Origin of the sequence: Adhaeribacter aquaticus DSM 16391 (assembly GCF_000473365.1) — a bacterium.
Lineage (GTDB): Bacteria > Bacteroidota > Bacteroidia > Cytophagales > Hymenobacteraceae > Adhaeribacter > Adhaeribacter aquaticus.
The window spans coordinates 3406641-3423371 of the sequence record NZ_KI421517.1; the positions used below are offsets into that span (position 1 = coordinate 3406641).

13 protein-coding genes and 1 tRNA gene are annotated in these 16731 nt (G+C 40.2%); 10 read left to right on the forward strand and 4 right to left on the reverse strand.

Annotated elements, in window-relative coordinates:
- Positions 1–111: 111 nt before the first annotated feature.
- Both ADHAQ_RS0117310 and ADHAQ_RS0117315 read right to left on the reverse strand, forming a co-directional pair.
- Entirely contained in the window at positions 112–2691 is a 2580-nt protein-coding gene (locus ADHAQ_RS0117310; RefSeq protein ID WP_026464011.1) for an ATP-dependent Clp protease ATP-binding subunit, read from the reverse strand.
- 75 nt (positions 2692–2766) lie between these two features.
- Positions 2767–3396, reverse strand: coding sequence for a WbqC family protein (locus tag ADHAQ_RS0117315; protein ID WP_026464012.1), 630 nt, complete (start codon positions 3394–3396; stop codon positions 2767–2769).
- 94 nt (positions 3397–3490) lie between these two features.
- On the opposite strand from ADHAQ_RS0117315, the gene ADHAQ_RS0117320 reads away from it, so the two are divergent.
- Positions 3491–4387, forward strand: a complete 897-nt coding sequence (locus tag ADHAQ_RS0117320; protein WP_026464013.1) for a lysophospholipid acyltransferase family protein — start codon at positions 3491–3493, stop codon at positions 4385–4387.
- Here the strand turns inward: ADHAQ_RS0117320 and ADHAQ_RS0117325 are convergent.
- Both ADHAQ_RS0117325 and ADHAQ_RS0117330 read right to left on the reverse strand, forming a co-directional pair.
- Positions 4384–5793 carry a BamA/TamA family outer membrane protein gene (locus ADHAQ_RS0117325; protein WP_026464014.1) on the reverse strand — a complete coding sequence of 470 codons (1410 nt, stop codon included), beginning with the start codon at positions 5791–5793 and terminating at the stop codon, positions 4384–4386. The genes ADHAQ_RS0117320 and ADHAQ_RS0117325 overlap by 4 nt on opposite strands.
- Positions 5794–5987: 194 nt before the next feature.
- Positions 5988–6620, reverse strand: a complete 633-nt coding sequence (locus ADHAQ_RS0117330) for an L-threonylcarbamoyladenylate synthase (protein ID WP_026464015.1) — start codon at positions 6618–6620, stop codon at positions 5988–5990.
- A 140-nt stretch (positions 6621–6760) separates the two neighbouring features.
- On the opposite strand from ADHAQ_RS0117330, the gene mltG reads away from it, so the two are divergent.
- From mltG to ADHAQ_RS0117375, 9 genes are all read left to right on the forward strand, one after another.
- The gene (gene mltG, locus ADHAQ_RS0117335) at positions 6761–7822 is read left to right on the forward strand and encodes an endolytic transglycosylase MltG (protein WP_026464016.1); all 1062 of its coding nucleotides are present in this window, start codon (positions 6761–6763) and stop codon (positions 7820–7822) included.
- Positions 7823–7913: 91 nt separating this feature from the next.
- On the forward strand, positions 7914–8324 hold the full coding sequence (locus ADHAQ_RS0117340) for an acyl-CoA thioesterase (RefSeq protein WP_026464017.1): 411 nt from the start codon (positions 7914–7916) through the stop codon (positions 8322–8324).
- Positions 8324–9247: a YihY/virulence factor BrkB family protein gene (locus ADHAQ_RS26125; RefSeq protein ID WP_034256896.1), complete on the forward strand. Its 924-nt coding sequence runs from the start codon at positions 8324–8326 to the stop codon at positions 9245–9247. The genes ADHAQ_RS0117340 and ADHAQ_RS26125 overlap by 1 nt, the downstream gene beginning before the upstream one ends.
- 100 nt (positions 9248–9347) lie before the next feature.
- A tRNA-Ser gene (locus ADHAQ_RS0117350) sits at positions 9348–9432 on the forward strand.
- A 188-nt stretch (positions 9433–9620) separates the two neighbouring features.
- On the forward strand, positions 9621–9794 hold the full coding sequence (locus tag ADHAQ_RS28185; RefSeq protein WP_157433449.1) for a hypothetical protein: 174 nt from the start codon (positions 9621–9623) through the stop codon (positions 9792–9794).
- 490 nt (positions 9795–10284) lie between these two features.
- Positions 10285–10677, forward strand: coding sequence for a hypothetical protein (locus ADHAQ_RS27345; protein ID WP_051359997.1), 393 nt, complete (start codon positions 10285–10287; stop codon positions 10675–10677).
- A gap of 87 nt (positions 10678–10764) precedes the next feature.
- Complete coding sequence (locus ADHAQ_RS26135) at positions 10765–11913, forward strand: efflux RND transporter periplasmic adaptor subunit (protein WP_051359998.1); 1149 nt, start codon at positions 10765–10767, stop codon at positions 11911–11913.
- A 29-nt stretch (positions 11914–11942) separates the two neighbouring features.
- Positions 11943–15113, forward strand: a complete 3171-nt coding sequence (locus ADHAQ_RS0117370) for an efflux RND transporter permease subunit (protein ID WP_026464018.1) — start codon at positions 11943–11945, stop codon at positions 15111–15113.
- On the forward strand, positions 15100–16539 hold the full coding sequence (locus tag ADHAQ_RS0117375) for a TolC family protein (RefSeq protein ID WP_026464019.1): 1440 nt from the start codon (positions 15100–15102) through the stop codon (positions 16537–16539). Before ADHAQ_RS0117370 ends, ADHAQ_RS0117375 begins: the two co-directional genes overlap by 14 nt.
- Positions 16540–16731 lie beyond the last annotated feature (192 nt).

Sequence of the window (16731 nt, forward strand, 5' to 3'; positions counted from 1 at the left end):
ATTTATAGGATATAAATATATAAAAATAGCTATACTAATTTGCAAATTATTACTGGTAGGGCATAAAAAAAGGCTGACTTACAGGTCAGCCTTTTAATTTATTATAGATTATTATTCTCCAGTTTTAGAGTCAGTTGGTTTAGTTTCCGAAGACTCCTCTGGCTGTGGATTAGCATTCCCTCTGTTTTCTGAACGGAAAGTTAACTCTTCCTTACCATCTTCGAAATCGGCAATAATAGTATCCCCCTGGCTCACTTGTGCTTTCAGAATTTCTTCCGCAATCGGATCTTCCAAATACTTCTGGATGGCCCGGTTTAACGGACGAGCACCATATTTTGGATCGTATCCTTTCTCAGCTACAAAATCTTTTGCTTTATCAGTCAATTCAATTCTGAAGCCAAGGGTTTCCACCCGCTTGAACAGTTTACCCAACGAGATATCGATGATTTTGTGGATATCTTCGCGTTGCAGCGAGTTAAACACTATTACATCATCCAGGCGGTTCAGGAACTCTGGCGAGAAAGTTTTACGTAACGCATTCGCGATAGTACCTTTCATAATCTCATCCATGTTATCCTGGCGGGTTTTGGTTGCAAAACCAACACCTGCTCCAAAGTCTTGTAAATCACGGGCACCAATGTTTGAGGTCATGATAATAATGGTATTCCGGAAATCTACTTTGCGGCCTAAACCATCCGTTAAAACACCATCATCCAGTACCTGTAGCAACAGGTTATAAATATCCGGGTGCGCTTTCTCAATTTCATCTAATAAAATTACTGAGTAAGGCTTGCGACGGATTTTCTCTGTTAATTGACCACCTTCTTCGTAACCAACGTAACCTGGAGGCGCTCCTACTAAACGAGATACGCTAAATTTCTCCATGTATTCACTCATATCTATTCTTACTAAAGAATCATCTTTATCGAACAAATAAGTAGCTAATACTTTGGCTAACTCGGTTTTACCTACTCCGGTAGGACCTAAGAATACAAACGAACCAATTGGCTTTTTCGGATCTTTCAGACCAACCCTAGTACGCTGAATGGCTTTAACTAATTGCGCAATAGCTTTGTCCTGACCAATAACTTTGCCTTTCAGCTCATCGCCCATGCTCAGTAATTTCTGACCTTCGTTTTGCGCAACTCGTTTTACCGGAATACCAGTCATCATGGCAATTACTTCAGCCACGTTTTCTTCTTTCACGGTGTAACGTTTTTTCTTAGTTTCGTCTTCCCAAGCTTTTTTCGCTACATCTAACTGGTCAAGCAATTTCTTTTCTTTATCACGTAACTGAGCAGCTTCTTCGTATTTCTGCGATTTAACTACCCGGTTTTTCTCCGTTTTGATATTTTCAATTGACTCTTCCAGTTTCAGGATATCCTCTGGTACCACAATATTATTGATGTGTACGCGCGCACCAGCTTCATCCAGAATGTCAATAGCTTTGTCTGGTAAGAAACGGTCGCTCATATACCGGTCAGATAACTTCACACATGCTTCTATCGCCTTATCGGTATAGATTACATGGTGGTGATCCTGGTATTTATCTTTAATGTTGTTCAGAATCTGAATGGTTTCTTCCGGTGTGGTTGGGTCTACCATTACAATCTGGAAACGACGGGCTAAAGCACCATCCTTCTCAATGTACTGACGGTATTCGTCTAAGGTAGTAGCGCCAATGCATTGGATTTCGCCACGGGCTAAAGCCGGTTTAAACATGTTAGATGCATCCAGTGAGCCAGAAGCGCCGCCAGCACCTACAATGGTATGTAGCTCATCAATGAACAGAATAACATCCGGAGATTTCTCCAGTTCGTTCATTACTGCTTTCATACGCTCCTCAAACTGACCACGGTATTTAGTACCAGCTACCAGAGATGCTAAATCTAAGGTAACAACACGTTTGTTAAATAACACGCGCGATACTTTTTTCTGCACAATGCGCAGTGCTAAACCTTCGGCAATAGCAGTTTTACCAACACCTGGTTCACCAATCAGAATCGGGTTGTTTTTCTTACGGCGGCTTAATACCTGAGCCACACGTTCTATTTCTTTTTCCCGGCCAACAATCGGATCCAGTTTATCGTCTTCGGCTAACTTGGTTAAGTCACGGCCAAAGTTATCTAAAACTGGTGTGCGCGATTTTTCGCCTGGCTTTTTAGCAGTACCACTTCCTTTAGAAGAGCTGGAGCTGCCAAATAATTTATCGTTGTCGCCATCGTCGTCGGTATCAGACGATGCCATTGGATTATTGTTTTGATAATCCAACGAGTCTCTTATTGCTTCGTAGTTCACGTTAAATTTGGCTAAAGTTTGAGATGAAATATTATCTTCATCCCGGAGGATGGAGAGCAATAAATGTTCCGTACCGATAATATCACTCTTAAAAATCTTCGCCTCCAGGTACGTTATTTTAAGTACTTTTTCAGTTTGCTTTGTAAGCGGAATGCTACCGGTAATGCTGGTATTCTGTGAAGCTGTATTGCGGGTAGCTTGCTCCAACGCATATTTTAATTCGTCTATTGAAACACCAAGTTTTTTGAGCAAGGTTATAGCCGTACCTTCGCCTTCTCGAATCATGCCTAATAATAAGTGTTCTGTACCTATATAGTCATGCCCCAGTCGAATAGCTTCTTCACGGCTAAGAGAAATTACCTCTTTCACTCGGTTTGAAAATTTAGCTTCCATTTATATAAAAATATTTAAAAAGTAAGTTTAATGATGGTTGTTGATACAACCGGCCGCTTATTTTAAACAAATTGTCTAGGGCAAATGTTCAGTTGGCGGCAAAGGAACCTCTAAGTAACTTAGGGCTTCCGGGCCTTGCGAAAACAATACATCAATTATACTCAAGTCTGGTACAAATTGTTTGCCAAATACCTGATTATAGGGTTTGATATCCAAAATGGCAGAATTTAATTTTGGATGTATTTTATTCCGATAGTCAGCCACTTCGGTAGCATATGCAGGCATATACGTATCTGTGAATATTACCGGTTTTTTTATATTTAAACATTTCAGGTAAAATCGCAAAAAGGCTAAGTCAAGCTGAAACAGCAAGGGTATTTTCTGTTCATATATTTGCTGTATGTAATCGTTGTAATATGTAAAGAACGGTGCACTGCCATAAGCAGAGCAAATACTGCGCCAATGTATATTTACCCAGTTCTGTGAATAATCTATTTCTAATTCGGTGATTTTTGTTTTCCGATTTCCTTTCTTTACCGGAATAGCTAAATCTTTTGGCCCATGAGCCGTTAAAATGCGGCACCGGTTCCGGTAACTTTGTTTAATGTAATGTTCGTGTTGTTCAATTAAAATTTTTTCAGCGTGCAAAACGTGCTGAAAAAAGGTAACACTTGGGTTGTATTGTATTTCAGTTAAAAATATCATGTAATAAGCGTAGCAAGACTTTCGCTATATTAGCAGCTTTTAATTGAAATCGATATTAATTTATAAAATTCTTTCTTTAGAAGCAAATTTTCTCATGATAAAACCTCAGCTGCGCAAGCGCGATTATCCACTTTGGTTTTTGTTGCAGGGCATATCCAGTTTGCCGTTTCCAGTGTTGTACTTTTTTGCAGATATAGTATATGTGCTTCTATATTATGTAATTGGTTACCGTAAAAAGGTGGTCTATCAAAATTTATACAATTCTTTTCCCCATAAAAAAGAAGCAGAGATCAAAGCTATTGCCAAACAATTCTATCATAACCTGGCCGATATTATATTTGAAATATTGAAAATTGGAACCATTTCTAAAGCAGGCTTACGGAAACGGGTAAGTTATAAAAATCCGGAGCTATTGCGTCCGTTCTTAGATAATGGTCATACTATTATTGCTTTAGGGTCACATGCCTGCAATTGGGAGTGGGGGTTAGCTTCTTCTTCCTTATTTTATACTGAAGGTGTAGATGGGGTCTATAAACCATTAAATAACCCTTTCTTTGAAGAATACATGCGCTTTCTGCGGAGCAGGATGGGTAGTACTCCGGTTAAAATGAAAGAATTACTGCGCCATATGATTCGAAATCGGCAGGAACCACGCATGGTATGCTTGCTTTCCGACCAAATACCACCTAAAGGAGAAATCCAGTACTGGACAACTTTTCTGAATCAGGACACTGCCTTTTATGTAGGAGCAGACAAATTGGCCGATTCTTTTAAATACCCCGTCATCTTTATTGCTGTGGAACGGGTAAGTAGGGGGCATTATATGTTTTCATTTGAGCTCCTGCAGGATCAGGGGGTAACTAAAAAAGAATCTGAATATGCAATAACAGAAGCGTATGCCCGCACTTTAGAAAAATGGATAAATAAATACCCGGCGGATTATTTATGGTCGCACCGGCGCTGGAAGCATAACCGGCCTGTAACTATTTAAAAATCTTTTTGCAGGTTAACAAATACATTATTTTGAACGATGCTGTTCCTGGAAAAATTAATGCGGATAGTTGTGTTCATTAAGGCCACAATGGCTAATCCTACTCCTGCACTGGAAATACGTTGGTTAGATAGGTTATTATTTATTTCTCTCTGTGCAAAGGGGTTAATTACATAGGCGGCGTCGGCAAAAAAGTTAATATAGGTAGCTAGTGGCAGCGTATTAAATTGTTTAACTGGAATAAAAGGGGCCGGTATAATTTTGTCAAAAAACTTAAACCGCAGGTCCGCTTTCCCCAAAGCAAAGGACGTTCCGTTTATTACATATAAATCAAAGCCCCGTAAGAACTCGTCGCTATAACCTAAGCCTCGAATCTGGTTAAAAGGTATATTTCTTGGAAAAGTAACCTGCGCTTTACTCATTAACCCATACGACCAGCGATTTGTGATGAGTCGGTAATAAGCACCGCCAATTTTTATTTCTAAACTGTTGTAATTATCATTAGGTAATAAGCCGCGCCTGCGGATTGATCCTTCAACTACTTCACCTTTCACCGCAAAGTTTACATTGTCCCGGGTGTCGTAAGTATAGAGGTAAGCTAATTGCATATACCGCTGCACATTTTTTTGGTTCCGGTGGTAAAATGGGTTTAGTTTCAAAAGTGTATCAGCAATATGGTCATAGGCATAGCTTAGTTCTAACCGATGAATGCTGTTAAAAGCCCATCTTTTCCTGATTTGTACCAGGCCTTCAATTTGGGTTTTAATGTCTCTTTCAAGCTTATTGGTAAATAGAAGTTTGTCGTTGGCGATGTTGTAGGCTACATTTTTAAAACCGCGGTATTTAGCTTGTATAAATAACCCGGTTTGCTGTTTTTTATCTATATAAGGAATATCGTAACTGGCCTGGAAGCGGTCAGAAAATCCGGTTTCCCCAACCAACCGAAGACGTTCCCGCCTGCCCCGGAAATTAGCGTGGCTGAGAGATGCCCCATAAATAACCCGATTCAGGTCCCGGTCCCGGTCGTTCCACCATTCATTAAAATTACGATCCACTAATTTAAACACCACACCTCCCCCAATGTACCAGTTTTCTTTTACCTCTAATTGTATGTCCACCTGGTCACCATCAAAGGTTGGTTTTATCCGGGTATAAACAAATAACCTAGTGTTGTATACCCGTTGTCGGTTACGCTCTAATCTGGATCTTAGCGTACGGCTGCTAATAGTATCGTTTACCACCAGATCCAGTTCACGTGTTATAATATAATTCTTGGTTTTGCGGTTGCCGGTAATTTCCAGTTTTCGAATCTGGTAAATAGTATCGGCTACCTGGGCTTTAATTTCTTGCACCGATAAAATCCAAATAAAGGCCAAAGCTGCTAACTTCCAAAATGTTGCTTTCATCTGGGTTAGAAAATTAAGGCTAGAATCCTATTAGGAACGGCAGGGGAGAAATATTTACCAGGAAAAATATTCCAGGAAAAAAGCTGGGGGAAAAATATAGTAATCAAAACAAGTAAAATTCTATTCTTTGGGTAGTAAATTAAGGTGTAAGATAAGGAATTAAATTTTATTAATTCTGGCAAGTATTGTTAAAGTTATATATAAGCTTCTATATCGCCAGCTCCCTGCCTTACAACCTCGCATTCCCCACTTATACAATCAACGACGGTAGAGGGTATATTATTACCAAATCCACCATCAATTACCAGGTCTACTACATTTTTATACTTTTCATAAATTAGCTCAGGATCAGTGGAATATTCAATGATTTCGTCTTCGTCCCTGATGGAAGTAGAGATAATAGGGTGACCCAACTCTTTTACCAGTGTGAGCGGAATTTTATGGTCCGGAACCCGGATTCCTACTGTCTTTTTCTTTAGGCCGGCCAGCTTTGGTACTTTAGAGCTTGCTTCCAAAATAAAGGTAAATGGTCCGGGCAAGGCCTTCTTCATAACCTTATACATAGAAGTAGAAATATTGCGGGCATAATCTGCAATATGCGTTAAATCTGAACATATAAAGGACAAATTGGCTTTTTCTGGTTTTATGCCTTTTAACATGCATAGCTTTTCAACGGCCCGGGTGTTATGCAAATCGCATCCCATGCCATAAATAGTATCGGTGGGGTAAATAATAATGCCGCCTTTCTGCAGCACCTCTATTACTTTTAAAATTTTACTTAAAGGCGGATTATCTGGGTGTATTTTTAAATATTCTGCGGTTGCCATTGCAATATTTTTATAATGAGGTAGTTTACTTAAACCAGCCTAATAAGGTTCTAATAAATTATCCCGCTTCAAAGTAAATAATTTTATACGAAAAGCAGTGGGCTTGATATGGATGTGTAATTAGTTATTAATTTTGTGGTATGACAACCCAGCCAAAGAAAAGACAAAAGAAATCAAACCTCTCACTTAAGATTGTTGCCGTACTCGGATTTTTATTCGTTAGTTTTTCTTATTACGCTTACCAGATAGTTTATACCGGCAATGTAGATACCAAAGGTAGCCGGGCGTACATCCGGATTCCGAAAGGAGCCACCTTTGAACAGGTAATGGATTCTATAAATAAGGAAAATGTAATTGTAGATAAACTATCATTCCGGTTTTTAGCTAAGTTGATGGATTACCCGAAATTAATTAAGCCTGGCCATTACGAGTTAAAGAACGGAGCTACCAATTACCAATTGATTTCAGATCTACGGGCAGGTCGCCAGTCGCCGGTAAAGCTGACTTTTACTAATGTGCGCCTGAAAAAGGATCTGACCAAAAAGTTAAGCCAGGATATATCTGCGAGCCAAACCGAACTGGATTCTCTATTGTCCAGTGAGAAGTATGTAAAAAGCTTAGGTTTTGATACCACTACCATTATGACCATGTTTATTCCGAATACTTACGAAATGTATTGGAATACATCGGCTGAAGAATTAATGAAGCGGATGAAAAAAGAGTATGATGCTTTCTGGACCCAGGAGCGGGAAGCAAAAGCTCAGAAATTAGGATTGTCTAAAGCAGACGTTTCTACCCTGGCTTCTATTGTACAAGCTGAGCAGGAACAGCACGCTGATGAAAGACGCCGGATTGCCGGGGTTTACTTAAACCGGCTACGAATCGGAATGCCCTTGCAGGCTGATCCTACCGTAAAATATGCCGTAGGCGATTTTGGTATACGCCGGGTTTTAAATGTGCATTTACAAAAAGATTCGCCTTATAATACTTATAAATACAAAGGTTTGCCGCCGGGGCCTATTAATCTGCCATCAATCAATGCTATAGATGCAGTTCTGAATCCAGAGAAGAATAACTATATCTATTTCTGTGCCAAAGAAGATTTTTCCGGGTACCACGCCTTTGCCGCAACTGAAGCAGAGCACTTGCAAAATGCTCGCCGGTACCAGGCAGCCTTAACCCAACGTAATATTATGAAATAAGCATTGCCAGATTCAAATGCGGGCAAAAATAGGGAAGACAATGTTATTGAATTGCTACTTCCGGTTTTATTATAATATTAAACTTTAACTAATGTATCAGAACGAAGTACAGATACGTGTACGATATGCCGAGACTGACCAAATGGGTTATGTGTACTACGGTAATTTTGCAGCTTATTACGAAGTAGCCCGTACCGAAGCTTTCCGGAGTTTAGGGATTAACTACAAAGAAATGGAAAAGGAAGGGGTAATGATGCCGGTACTGGAGATGCGGACTAAGTACATGCGCCCGGCCCGGTACGATGATCTTTTAACCATAAAAATGATGTTAAAAAATAAACCTTCCGGGGCCCGTATCTTGTTTGAATATGAGGTATATAATGAAGCCAGGCAATTATTAAATATAGGGGAAACCACTATGGTTTTTGTAGATATGCAAACTTCCCGGCCCATTGCGATACCAGATTATATTATTAATAAACTCGAAAGTTATTACCATTAATGAGTTTAACAGATAAGTACGTCAAAAGTCGTAAATCTTACCGTAAGTTTATCCTGTTCCTGAAAAAGTTTAGTTTAAACAACGGTCAGGCCAATTTATATGATGTTACGGATGTACTTATACATGAATTAAAGTTAGATTCTGTTACCAAGCGGGCTTCGTACATGGCTTTTAACTTTACGTTATCCATGTTCCCCACCATTATATTCCTCTTTACACTTATTCCGTATATTCCTATCCCGGATTTAAATGTTTCCATCCTTAACTTCTTGCAGGATTTTATGCCTAAGGAAATGTATGCGGCTACGGCAGGTACTATTGAGGATATAGTAAATATTCCGCGGGGAGGGTTGTTGTCAGTAAACTTTTTATTTGCACTTATTTTGTCCACTAATGGGATCATGTCCTTGATGGATGCCTTTGATAAAAAGTACCGTACTTTCAGGCAACGAACTTACCTGAAGAAAAGGCTTATTGCCACGCTGCTAACTTTTGCGCTTTCTTTTATTTTAATTACTGCTATTGCTGCCATTTTCTTTGGTACTTATATACTAGATGTGCTGGTATTTTATGAAATAGTAACGGAGCGGTTTACTTACGCCTTAATTGTATTGTTAAAATACATAGTGGTCATATTCTTGTTTTTGGTAGCTACTTGTTCTATTTATTATTATGTGCCCGCTATTCAGGATAAATGGCCTTTTTTCTCCCTAGGAGCGGTAGTGGCTACTGTTCTAATCTTTTTGGTATCCTGGTTATTCTCGTTATACGTCAGTGTTTTTGATACTTATAACCATTTTTACGGATCGATAGGGGCTTTGGTAGGCTTAATGATCTGGTTGGATTTTGTTTCAATGATATTAATATTGGGTTTTGAAATAAATATTAGCATTGATACGGTAACGAAACGTCTTGAACGTTAATAGGATAGGGTTTTTAGCTGAAATTTATGACAAATAATCAAAAATTTTATTGCTAAACATTTTGATTATTTAAGTTCATCTTATACTTTTGTACCACCTTAGAGAGATGGCAGAGCGGTCGAATGCGGCGGTCTTGAAAACCGTTGACTGTAACAGGTCCGGGGGTTCGAATCCCTCTCTCTCTGCAAGTAAATTGATAAAAGCCCTGTAGGTTAATAACTTACAGGGCTTTTTGTTTAGTTTCGGACAGATAGTTCTAATCTTTTCTTTTTTGGGAGTTATTGAAGGAAATAGGCCAGCTTATTGAATTAGATGAACCTGTTAAGGTTCTCAAACACTTTGGTAATTTTGCAATAGTGGAGTAAGTACCCAAATGGCAGGTTCTGAACTACCGCCTACCTCGAAAGATTTTAATTCCACTTCACTTATAATGGATATTCTGGAACGGGTTGTTCGGAAGTTTTCCGGCCATAAATCAGAGAAGGATTTTCCCAAATACGTTATGTTGGCTGATTCCTATAAAGAACAGTATATGCAGCAGGCTTGAAATGAAGATTTTTTCAAATAATAAAAAAACTCTTGGAATAAACTCCCGCTGCCTCTTAAGTAGTAGGTATTTGGCTAAAATTCAAGTGGGGTAACCAGATAATTAGCTATTGGTAAAATGAGGCTTGTAGGTGGCTTTCTTATTTGCACACATTTTGCACAAAAAGTGGCTTCAACCTTTTTACTAAACCAGTTGTAACCTGTTTCGATTTCTGAATGCAAACTACTTCATTAACTAATTTTTTAAGGAGATAAAATCTAATACTTGGATATAAGCTGATTAACTATTCACCAAGTTCATAAAAAAGCTCCAGAGAACAAACAGGTTAGATAAAAAGAAGCCTTAGTAATAGGGAGCCAAGGATAGTTCTTGAAATATCTATTTAAAAAAGCCTGCCAATCATTCGTAGATTTTAATTTAAAAGGTTAATTCTTAATTAATATTTATAGATTATGCGCTTATTTTTATAAACTTGCATTATAAATAGATTATGTTCAAGGCAATTAGAAAATCATTTTTCAAATACCTCTGGTTTGTGCTTGCCTTGCACATACTCAATCTTAGTATTGATGCGCCCGACTTTGATCCTGATTCTGTTCCCGAAAACCTTGAATTCAATGATATTGAAAGCTTGGTGGAGCTGGTTTTGGAAAAAGCTTTGGGTTTTGAAAATGCGGTTGCGGAACAAGATGAACTTGACGATCCGGATGGCAACAGTGTCTTACTAAAGAAGGTTGATCTAGACGATTTTCTTTTTCACCATATTTCTTTTAAAACTCCTCCTCAATATAAAGCTTCTCAGCTTCAGGAAATCACTTATTATACCCTGCCTTTTTACTCCAAAAGGTATTTGGATATCTTCTCCCCTCCACCCGAAGTTTAAACTGATTTTCTAATTGCCAGCTAGCCTCCGGTCCGAAGGCTAACAGGATTTTTATTTCCTTTTTATTTCAGTTTATCCTTTAAAAATATGAAAACTTATATTTTTAAACCGGTAGTTCGCGCTGTTTTAGCGAGCTTGGCCGGTTTATGTTTACTATTGATTACCTCTTGTTCTGCCAATAAGAAAGAAGCTACGCAGGTTAAAGAAAAGTTTCCCATTACCCAGCCCTTAGTGCTGGATACTGTTTATACCAAAGAATATGTGGCCGAAATACAGTCCATTCAGAATGTAGAGATCAGGGCCAAAATACCTGGTTTTATTGAAAAGATCCACGTGGATGAAGGTAAATCGGTACAAGCCGGCCAATTGCTTTTTACCATTAGCAACCATACTTACCGCCAGAATTTACATAAAACCAATGCCCAGTTAAAAAGCGCAATTGCCGAAGCTAAGTTTGCCGCAGTAGAGCTTAAAAACACAAAAGAGCTGGTTCGGAAAAATATTGTTTCGAAAACCGAATTGGAAAAGGCGGAGGCCAAATTAGAAGCCATCCAAGCCAAAATGGAGGAGGCCCGTTCGGCTGTGGCGACGGCAAAATTAAACTTGGAGTTTACTCAGGTGCGGGCCCCTTTTAGCGGGGGGATAAACCGCATACCCAATAAAAGCGGTAGTTTGGTAGAAGAAGGTTCCTTGTTAACTACCATCTCCAACAACCTGGAGGTGTTTGCCTATTTCCATGTTTCAGAAAAAGAGTACCTTGATTTTATTGAGAGTAAAGAAATAAATAAAAATAAGGAAGTAACTCTGGTTTTAGCCAATAACAATGTATTCCCCCAACCAGGTAAAATTGAAACTGTAGAAGGTGAAATAGACCGAAGTACCGGTAACCTGGCTTTTCGCGCCCGTTTTGCTAACCCGCAACAATTGCTGAAACACGGTTCCAGTGGTAAAATCAGGTTGGAAATCAAGCTGGCAAATGCTTTAATCATACCACAAAAAGCTACCTTCGATATTCAGGATAAAACCTTTGTGTATGTGGTTGATCATAATAACATTGTGCGGTTACGAACCATTGTGCCTAAGCTTCGCTTACCGCATTTATATGTGGTAGCTTCGGGTTTATCTCCCCAGGATAAAATCCTGTATGAAGGCCTGCAACGGGTAAAAGAAGGCGAGAAAATTAATACGGAGTTTGTCCCCCAAACCACTATGCCACAATTGCTGGCGCAACAATAGGTATTTTTTCAAGCTAAAACACAGTTAATATGATAGCCAAATTTATACATAGACCTGTTTTGTCTATGGTAATTTCTACGATAATTGTTCTGCTGGGAATATTGTCGTTGCTGAAATTACCTATGACACAATTCCCCAGCATTGCACCTCCCGAAGTAAACGTAACCATTGAATTTACCGGAGCCAATGCCGAAACTGTTACCAAGGCTGCCCTGGTACCGTTGGAGCGAGCCATTAATGGCGTACCGGGTATGAAATATATGTCTTCCAAAGCCGGAAACGATGGGGTAGGGGTAGTGCAGGTAATTTTTGAATCCGGTACCGATCCCGATGTAGCTTCAGTAAATGTGCAAAACCGGGTGTCGGCGGTAATGGGCGAGTTACCTGCCGAAGTAATTAAAACCGGAGTCAAAATCGCAAAGGAAGAACACGCCATGCTACTGTATGTCAACATCTTTAGCACCGATAGCAAGCTGGAAGAAAAGTTTCTCTATAATTTTGCCGACATTAACGTACTGTCCGAATTAAAACGTATTGAGGGCGTTGGGTTGGCCGATATTTTAGGGGCGAAAGAATATGCCATGCGCATCTGGCTTAAGCCCGATAAAATGCTGGCCTATGAAATTTCGACCAATGATATTGTGGACGCTTTGCAAAAACAAAACGTAGAAGCAGCCCCCGGTAAAGTAGGTGAAAGCTCGGATAAAACAGCCCAGACTTTACAATACGTAATTAAATATACCGGCCGCTATAATACCGAAGAGCAGTACGCCAATATTCCGATCAAGACTAATGAAGGAGGCGAAATACTGCGCATTAAAGACGTGGCGGATGTAGAATTTGGTACCACTTACTTTGACGTGGAAGCTAAATTAAACGGGAAACCAGCCGCCGCCCTTGTCCTGAAACAATTACCGGGTTCCAACGCCCGGGAAGTTATAGCCAAGGTGAAGGAAAGAATGGCCGAGCTGAAAGAATCGGTGTTCTTACAGGGAATGGATTATGAAGTCAGTTATGACATTTCCCGTTTTCTGGATGCTTCCGTCCATGAAGTGATCCGAACGTTGATAGAGGCATTTTTATTGGTTTCTTTAGTGGTATTTCTCTTTTTACAGGATTTCCGTTCCACGCTTATTCCGGCTATCTCGGTGCCGGTTTCCTTAATAGGTACCTTCTTTTTCATGAACCTGTTAGGGTTCTCGCTGAACCTGATTACCTTATTTGCTTTGGTGTTAGCCATCGGTATTGTAATAGATGACTCTATCGTGGTTGTGGAAGCGGTACATGCCAAAATGGAGTCCGGCAAGTATGGTCCGCGTAAGGCCACGGAAATGGCTATGAAAGAAATTGGGGGAGCCATTATGGCCATTACCCTGGTTATGTCGGCGGTGTTTATTCCGGCCTCTTTTATGACCGGCCCGGTAGGCATATTTTATAAGCAGTTCTCCCTAACCATGGCTATAGCCATTGTGCTGTCGGGTATTGGCGCCTTAACGCTTACCCCAGCGCTTTGTGCCTTATTCCTAAAAAACTCGCACCAGCATGCTCCTAAGCAAAATTTACTTACCCGGTTCTTTCGTGGTTTTAACCATTGGTACCATAACCTGGAAACCAAATACCAGCGCTTATTGCGCCTGATTATTAACCGGAAAATTATCACCTTTTCTATGCTGCTAATATTCTGTGCCGGCACGGGCCTTATCAGCCGAATATTACCGGTCGGGTTTATTCCCAACGAAGACCAAGGCATGTTTTACGCCAGCATTACCACGCCGGCCGGGTCAACCTTAGAACGGACAAAAGCCGTGGTAAATGAAATACAACGGTCCTGCAACGGGATTGAAGCCATTGAATCGGTTTCTACTTTAGCTGGCACCAATATTCTTTCGGATGGTACGGGGGCCACTTACGGTACTGTTTTAATTAATCTGAAAAGCTGGGACCAGCGAGAAGAATCGGTTGATGAGGTGATAGAAAGGCTTTCTGCTAAGACTCGTCATATTAAAGATGCCTCCATCGAGTTTTTCCCGCCCTCTGCCGTGCCGGGTTACGGTAATTCCAGTGGCATTGAATTACGGCTCTTGGATAAATCCCGCACCGATGATAATAAAAAGATGGAAACTGTAACGAAGGAGTTCCTGAAGGATTTAGAAGAACGCCCCGAACTGGCCTCGGCTTTCACCATTTTTGATGCCAGCTTTCCACAATACCTGTTGCGCCTAGATGAAGATAAAGCGGCTCAAAAAGGTATTTCGGTGGAGAATGCTATGGGTACTTTACAAACCATGTTAGGCAGCGAATACGCGACCAACTTCATCAAATACGGGCAAATGTACAAGGTAATGGTGCAATCCTTACCGGAATACAGGGCCAATCCGGAAGACCTGTTAAAGCTTTATGTGAAAAACGACAACGGGGAAATGGTACCGCTATCAGCTTTTGTAACGCTGGAAAGAACCAATGGAGTAGACCAGGTTACCCGCTATAACATGTTTCCATCAGCGGAAGTAAACAGCCAGATTGCCGAAGGGTTCAGTAGCAGCAGCGCCATTAAAGCTATCCAGGAAGTAGCTAAAGAAAAGTTACCTAAAGGTTACGCCATTGATTGGGCCGGTATTACGCGGGACGAGGTATTATCAGGTAACCAAACCATTTATACTTTTATTATATGCTTACTTTTTGTTTACCTGCTGCTTTCGGCCCAATACGAGAGTTACCTGTTGCCTTTACCGGTAATCCTCTCTTTACCTACCGGGGTATTTGGAGCTTTCTTTTTCCTGCAGCTATTAGGATTAGAAAACAATATTTATGGCCAGATAGCCCTGGTAATGCTTATTGGCTTGCTGGGTAAAAATGCTATTCTGATTGTAGAGTATGCCAATTTAAAACAACAGGAAGGCCGAACCCCTTTTCAGGCCGCGGTAGCGGGAGCCACTGCACGGTTACGCCCTATTTTAATGACCTCCTTTGCCTTTATTGCCGGGTTAATTCCCCTTTTATTTGCCTCAGGAGCTGGCGCGGTAGGTAACAAAACCATTGGCGCCGCGGCAGCCGGCGGTATGTTCTTTGGTACTGTATTCGGAGTAGTCATTATTCCTGGGTTATATGTGGTATTTGCCACCATTGCCGAAAAATACAGGATTCAGGAGGAGGCAGAAGAAGTATCCTTAACAGAAGAAATCAAACATGTATCTCATTAGATATTCAAGTACCATATTTCTCTTTTTACTAATGTTGCTTGGCGGCTGTAAGCCCTGGCAAAAATTAGAAACAGCAACTCGTACTTTTATAAGGCCTTTACCAGCCACTTTCCCAGCTTCTTCTGACACTGCGAATGTAGCCCATGTTACCTGGAAAGAAATCATTAAGGATAAAGGTCTGGCGGCACTGATAGATACAGCTGTTCAGAATAACTGGAATTTGGCTATTGCTTTGCAACGGATTAAAGCTGCCCAATCGGATATTTTTTTTAGCCAGGGAGTTCTTCGTCCTAAAGTAAATGGTTTAGTAAGTAGTAACCTGAGAAGGTTCGGGTTATACACCATGGATGGAGCCGGTAATAAAACCACGGAAATTTATAATGATAGGATAATCCCGGAAGACCTGCCCAATTATTTTGCAGGACTACAAGCCAGCTGGGAAGTGGATATTTGGGGAAAACTGCAAAACCAAAAGAAAGCAGCTACTGCCCGGTATCTGGCCAGTATAGAAGGAAAGAATTTTATTACTACTAACCTGATTGCCGAGATAGCCAATGCTTATTATGATTTGGTAGCCCTGGATAATATGTTATTGATCACCGAGGAAACTATTAGCCTGCAGGAACAAGCTTTGGAAATGATTAAAGCTCAGAAAGCGGCGGCGGCGGCCAATGAATTAGCAGTAAAACAATTTGAAACCCACCTCCATAATTTAAAAGGTTCGCGGCTGGAAATTTTACAGGAAATTAGCTTAAATGAGAACCGCATAAATTTTTTGCTGGGCCGGTATCCGCAACCAATTTTACGGGATAAAACCATCATTAACCAAGAGCAACCTATAAAGGTAAACATAGGTTTACCAAGTGCTTTACTGCAGAACCGGCCGGATATCAAACAGGCAGAATACGAGCTGATCGCAAGTAAAGCGGATGTGCAAGCGGCTAAGGCGATGTTTTTTCCTACTCTAAATCTGAATGGTTCGGTGGGTTTTCAGGCTTTTAAAACAAGTTTAATGTTTCAAAGTCCGGAGTCATTTGCTTATGGGTTGTTCGGGGATCTGCTTTTTCCTTTCCTGAACAGAAGCGCTATTAAAGCGAGTTTTATTAAGGCTAATACCAACCAGATTGGTGCTTTGTATAATTACCAACGGGTTATTTTAACGGGCTACCTGGAAGTTTATAACCAAATGCTGGTGCTCAAAAATCTACAGGAAATTTATGAAGAAAAAAGCAGGGAAGTAAACGCTGTTAATGAATCCACTGCTATATCCACGGAACTGTTTAAGCGAGGCCGGGCGAATTATTTAGAGGTATTGATTACCCAGCAAAAAGCAGTACAAGCAAAAATAGATCTGGTTTCAACTAAAAAAAGACAGTTTCAAACAACCATCAATCTTTACCGGGCTTTAGGCGGAGGTTGGCGGTAGGTAATAATATTGCCAAAATTTAATTCAGGAGAAGAACCTAACGCTATCTAGGTCTTTCTCCTGAATTAAATTATATTTTTTTGCAGGTCCTGAATTTGTATTTTCCTAAAATATTCTCAATGTTATCAGGTAATTCAAAGAGCCAGTTCCCATCCTTAGTTTTTGAAAACTTTAAGCACTTTTCATCCTTAT